Below are 5,017 nucleotides of genomic sequence, written 5' to 3'. Positions count from 1 at the left end.
TGTAAAAGATCAGGTACTTTTTGTTACTGATGATGTTAACATAGAAGAAGCTACAGCCAAAATTTATTTAAGAGACGAATCTCAACTTATACAAGGTACTGGTACAACGGGTAACTCAGGTATTGGTGAACTCAGTGTTTATCAAGATGGAACTGTTAATCAATATAATTATAATTATTGGTGTTCTCCAGTTGGTGGAATACTAACCGATAATTTTATAAATAACGATTTTAGGATTAATCAATTAGATGATCCACTTTTGGGTACGGCAAGCCTTATTGATAGTAATAATAGTTCATTTATTTCTGGATATAACGGATCTGCAAGTCCACTAACAATATCAACTCGTTGGCTATGGACTTACGTATCTTCAAGTGCTTATGCTGATTGGATTTTTGCAGGAGATGTTGGAGATGTTGATCCTGGTCTTGGATTTACTATGAAAGGTACAGGAACTGGCATAACTGGCAGTACAGATTATGACTTTAGAGGCAAACCAAATAATGGAACTATGTCTAATCCTGTTTCAGATGGTGATTTCACTTTAGTAGGTAACCCATATCCTAGTGCTATAGATTCAAGAGAGTTTATTCACGATACGCAAAACCAAGCTGCAATAGATGGTACTTTATATTATTGGGAGCAAACTGGAAGCACTCACGTTTTACAGGCCTATGTCGGAGGTTATTCAGAATTTACTATAGATGCTACTGGCACAGTGATTACAACGGCTCCAGCAGCCTTTTTTACATACGATGAACAAGATAATATATATGCTCTTCCTCCAGGTCCACCAGCTGTTGGCACAAAAACAGGAAGACGTTATATCCCAATTGGGCAAGGCTTTATGGTCGAGGGACGTCCTGGAACTTCTGGTATAGTAAGAGCTAAAAATGCACATCGTGTTTATGAAAAAGAGGGTGCAGATAGTTATTTCTTTAGAAATAATCCTGGTGTTGACTATCAAGAAAACGGTCTCAACTTAGTTCCAGATGATTTTAAACGTTTTAGAATCAATGTAGATTTTACAGTCAACGAATCTCAATACACAAGACAAGTTGTTTTAAATTTTCACGATACAGCTACAGCAGGTTTTGACTACGGATTAGAATTAGGTCGTTCCGATAATTATGATTCTGACGCATATTTTAGCCTAGATGAAAAAGCCTATTCAGGTCAAGCCTATCCTTTCGCTGAAGCATTAAAAATTCCACTAGTTATTGATATTGAACAACAACAACCATTACGTTTTAGAATTTTTGATATTCAGAATTTTGAAGAGTCTCAAGGAATCTACATTCATGATATTGAAAATGACATCTATGTTAATTTAAGAAATCAAGATTACGACCTTAACGTAGAACCAGGTAATTATACAGATCGATTTGAAATTGTATTTACACCTGATAACGCTTTAGATATTAAAACACTTGATTTTAACACATTAACCATACACCAAAATAATGGTGTCCATCAACTTGAGGTACTTAACCCAAAGAATTTAGATGTTTCATCTATTGAGGTTTTTGATGTTGCAGGTAAACGTGTTTTAAGTACTAGCTATGATAGTATTTTAAATCGTTATGAACTTTCTACAGTAGATTTAAGTGATGCTGTATATGTCGTAAGTGTAAAATCTAAGACAAACTCAGTTAAATCTCAAAAGATTATTGTTAAGAACTAATATCTAGTAAGCATTAAAACAAAGCCTATAATTAGTTTGATATAGCAAATTCCTTTAATACAGTAATGACATAATCTAATTCTTCTTTGGTATTAAAAATACTAAAGGAGAAACGTACAGATGGTCTTTTTAAGTGATTTTCATCTAAAATAGCAGTAAGTACATGTGATTGTTGATTGCTTCCACTCTGGCAAGCACTTCCTTTTGAACAAGCAATACCTTTTAAATCGAGTTGAAACTGTAACATTGGTGCTTTTTCTGGTACAATAGGTAAACAAACATTTACTAGAGTATAAGTGCTATTTACTAAATCTTCACAGCCACCATTAAAATGGACTTCAGGTAGATTTGCTTTTAGTTGTTGAATGAAATACGTCTTCAAATCTGAAACATATTTTTTCTCAGTATCTAGATTAGAATAAGCCATTTTTAGTGCTTCATCCATACCAACAATATTGTGTGTAGATTCTGTACCAGCGCGATAACCTCTCTCCTGCTCACCACCAAAAATTAAAGGTTTTAAACCCGATTCTTTTCTGACAAAACAAAACCCTACTCCTTTTGGACCATGAAATTTATGAGCACTAGCAGCCAAAAAATCAATAGAAACTTCTTCTAAATCTAATTTATAATGACCTATGGATTGAACCATATCACTATGAAACAAAGCATTATTGGCTTTACAAAGCTTTGCAACACGTCTAATATCTAAAATATTACCAACCTCATTATTAATATGCATTAGGCTTACTACAGCTTTATTGCTAGATTTTAATAATTGCTCTAAATGCTTATAGTCTATTAGACCACAATCATCTAAATCAACATATTTTATGGCTACATTATATTCTTTCTCTAATTGCTCCGCAGTATGTAATACAGCATGATGCTCAATCCTAGAGGTAATAATTTCTGTAACTCCTAAATCCCTAACAACACTTCTTAAAGCTAAATTATCTGCTTCAGTGCCACCAGAGGTAAATACAATCTCTGAAGCAGAGACATTAAAATGACTCGCAATGTTCTTACGGCATTGTTCTAAAAGAGCTTTAGAAGAGCGCCCAAAACTATGTGTAGATGATGCATTTCCATAACTATCTTGTAAAACTTGTGTCATACAATCTATTACTTCTGGTCGCAAAGCTGTGGTTGCTGCGTTATCTAAATATACTGCTTTCATACTGCAAAAATATCGCAAATAAAATTATTTAGATAATGGAGCGTTATAATTTTACAAATCCTTTATTTTTGTTCAAAATTGAATTCTTTATGCGTTATTTTTATATAATCTTTTGTTTCGTTTTTTTAACTGCCTGTGATGATGGTGATATTCTTACTGTTGAGCTTGCCTTTGATCAAGAATTAGAGCGTTGTGAGAACGATAATGAATCTTATTTGATTTATGATACAAGAGAAGATCCAAATGAATCTCTATCACTTATTATTGAAAGAAATACTGATAATGAATTACTTTTTACTGAACCTACAACGGTTGGTAGTCCTACAGTACTACTCATGAGTTCTAACACACGATTTATTTATAGGACTTATAATAGAGCTATAGCTACTGACGAATTATGCGATGTTATTCCTCCTGCTGACTTAAATATTGTTGAGAGTTATGAAGCAACCACAGGTACTGTAGAAGTCACTGTAACTATCGAAGATGATGATGGAGACGGTATTCCTTCTGATTTAGAAGGAAGAGATCCAAATGGAGATGGGGATTTTTCTGACGCACAAGATTGGGATAATGATGGTATTGCTGATTATTTAGATGAAGACGATGATAATGATAATGTAAAGACTGAATTTGAGCTAGATGATACTAATGCAGATGGAGATAACGATCCAACGACAAATCCGTTAGATACAGATGGAGATGGAAATCCAGATTATTTAGATGAAGATGATGATGGAGATCTCACTCCTACAATAGAAGAAGATGAAGATGGTGATCAAAACCCTAGAAATGACCAAAACACTAATCCAGACGGTGATTTAGTATCTCACTATTTAAATACTTTAGAGATGACTATGTATGCAAATCCTGGATTTACAGATGACAATAAGTATACTAGAACAATAACTACAAGTTTTATTATAAGAGATGTAGATTTAGAAATTTTAAGAACAACTTTAGTTGAATTTGGAATATTAACTACTACAATAACGGATTATCAGGAATAAGACTAAGACTCTACATTCTGAAAAACTCTAACCTCAGTAGCACCTAAGCCATAGGTTTTATAATCTGCATCATAAAACTTAACATTGTTATAACGACCAAACAGCGTTTCTAATTCTTGCCGAAGAACTCCTTCTCCTACTCCATGTATAAATACAATTTTTGGAATTCGCTTTCTAATAGCAAACTCTAATTGACGTCTAGCTGTATTTAACTGTAGATTTAGCATGTCGTAATTAGTCATGTTTCTTGTGGACTCAGTTAAATGGTGAATGTGTAAATCTACTTCAAACTTTGGAGCATGACGCTCTTTTGGTTTTACAGCTGGTATAAACGTTCTCTTCTTGACTTCTTTTTCTCGTTTTACAGCTTCTAAATCAGAATCATAAATGGCGTTTTCAATAGTATTTTCATTTGTAGTCAACATTAATTCATTGGCTTCAAATTGAAATTCAAAACCATCAGAATCTTTAATTGTAATTGCTGTACCAGAAATTTTAGTTACCACTCCAAAAATAGCATCATCAATCGTTTCGACTTTATCACCAACTTTAATCTTCATCTTCAGTTTCTATAAAAGTCTCTTCTTCTTGCTTATCATACTTACTTGGAATATTCCGTGACGTTCTATAAATACCAATCATTAGCAATACAATTCCTCCCATTAACAAATAAGTATTTTGCTGTTCTTGTGCTTGTGCGTATAAAGCCACTAAACCACCAGCAATAATGCATATGAAATTTATAATTCTTGATATATTCATCGATAAAAGATTAATATGAATTACAAAAATACGGTTTACAATAATTTATAAGTGTTATTATAAAAGTATTTAGCAAATCCTTAATCGAAAAATAATTCCTTAAGACTTTACCTTGAGGTTTCCATTAAAATTGTCATTCCCGAAAAATCGGGAATCTAAAATACAGATTTTGTTTTTTCTCTTAATGCATAAATAAAAAGAATAGAGTCAGCTTTATACATTTGTTTAGATAAGACTTCGTTTCAAAAAAATCTTTATTTTCGCATTATGCTATTATTTACAAATGGAATAGAAGTGAAAGACATTCATGATTTTGATGATTATAAAAAGATTCCTTATACCTCTAAAGATGAGCTAAAGGAAAATGCAGATCGGTTTTTA

The 5,017-nt window shown here is 32.6% G+C and carries 5 protein-coding genes; 2 read left to right on the top strand and 3 right to left on the bottom strand.

Annotation, left to right across the window (positions count from 1 at the left end; genetic code table 11):
• On the top strand, positions 1 to 1,684 hold a 1,684-nt coding region (locus QZZ53_RS16825; RefSeq protein ID WP_296386866.1), incomplete at its 5' end, for a T9SS type A sorting domain-containing protein.
• 31 nt (positions 1,685 to 1,715) lie between these two features.
• On the opposite strand, the gene QZZ53_RS16820 is transcribed toward QZZ53_RS16825, so the two are convergent.
• Positions 1,716 to 2,864 carry a cysteine desulfurase family protein gene (locus QZZ53_RS16820; protein ID WP_296386864.1) on the bottom strand — a complete coding sequence of 383 codons (1,149 nt, stop codon included), beginning with the start codon at positions 2,862 to 2,864 and terminating at the stop codon, positions 1,716 to 1,718.
• An 89-nt stretch (positions 2,865 to 2,953) separates the two neighbouring features.
• Between QZZ53_RS16820 and QZZ53_RS16815 the strand changes: the two genes are divergently transcribed.
• Positions 2,954 to 3,874 (top strand): hypothetical protein, encoded by a 921-nt coding sequence (locus QZZ53_RS16815; RefSeq protein WP_296386862.1) that lies wholly within the window; start codon positions 2,954 to 2,956, stop codon positions 3,872 to 3,874.
• A gap of 2 nt (positions 3,875 to 3,876) precedes the next feature.
• On the opposite strand, the gene QZZ53_RS16810 is transcribed toward QZZ53_RS16815, so the two are convergent.
• A complete protein-coding gene (locus QZZ53_RS16810) occupies positions 3,877 to 4,434 on the bottom strand; it encodes a Smr/MutS family protein (protein WP_296386860.1) in 558 nt (185 codons plus the stop codon).
• Positions 4,424 to 4,636 carry a hypothetical protein gene (locus QZZ53_RS16805; protein WP_296386858.1) on the bottom strand — a complete coding sequence of 71 codons (213 nt, stop codon included), beginning with the start codon at positions 4,634 to 4,636 and terminating at the stop codon, positions 4,424 to 4,426. Before QZZ53_RS16805 ends, QZZ53_RS16810 begins: the two co-directional genes overlap by 11 nt.
• Positions 4,637 to 5,017 lie beyond the last annotated feature (381 nt).

Origin of the sequence: Winogradskyella sp., assembly GCF_016744625.1 — a bacterium.
GTDB lineage: Bacteria > Bacteroidota > Bacteroidia > Flavobacteriales > Flavobacteriaceae > Winogradskyella.
Note: the sequence above shows the minus strand (reverse complement) of the source record. Positions and strands in the feature narration are given on the sequence as shown.

Coding starts and splice junctions, on each gene's coding strand:
- QZZ53_RS16820 (WP_296386864.1), bottom strand. CDS start 2,864: ATGAAAGCAGTATATTTAGATAACGCAGCAACCACAGCTTTGCGACCA.
- QZZ53_RS16815 (WP_296386862.1), top strand. CDS start 2,954: ATGCGTTATTTTTATATAATCTTTTGTTTCGTTTTTTTAACTGCCTGT.
- QZZ53_RS16810 (WP_296386860.1), bottom strand. CDS start 4,434: ATGAAGATTAAAGTTGGTGATAAAGTCGAAACGATTGATGATGCTATT.
- QZZ53_RS16805 (WP_296386858.1), bottom strand. CDS start 4,636: ATGAATATATCAAGAATTATAAATTTCATATGCATTATTGCTGGTGGT.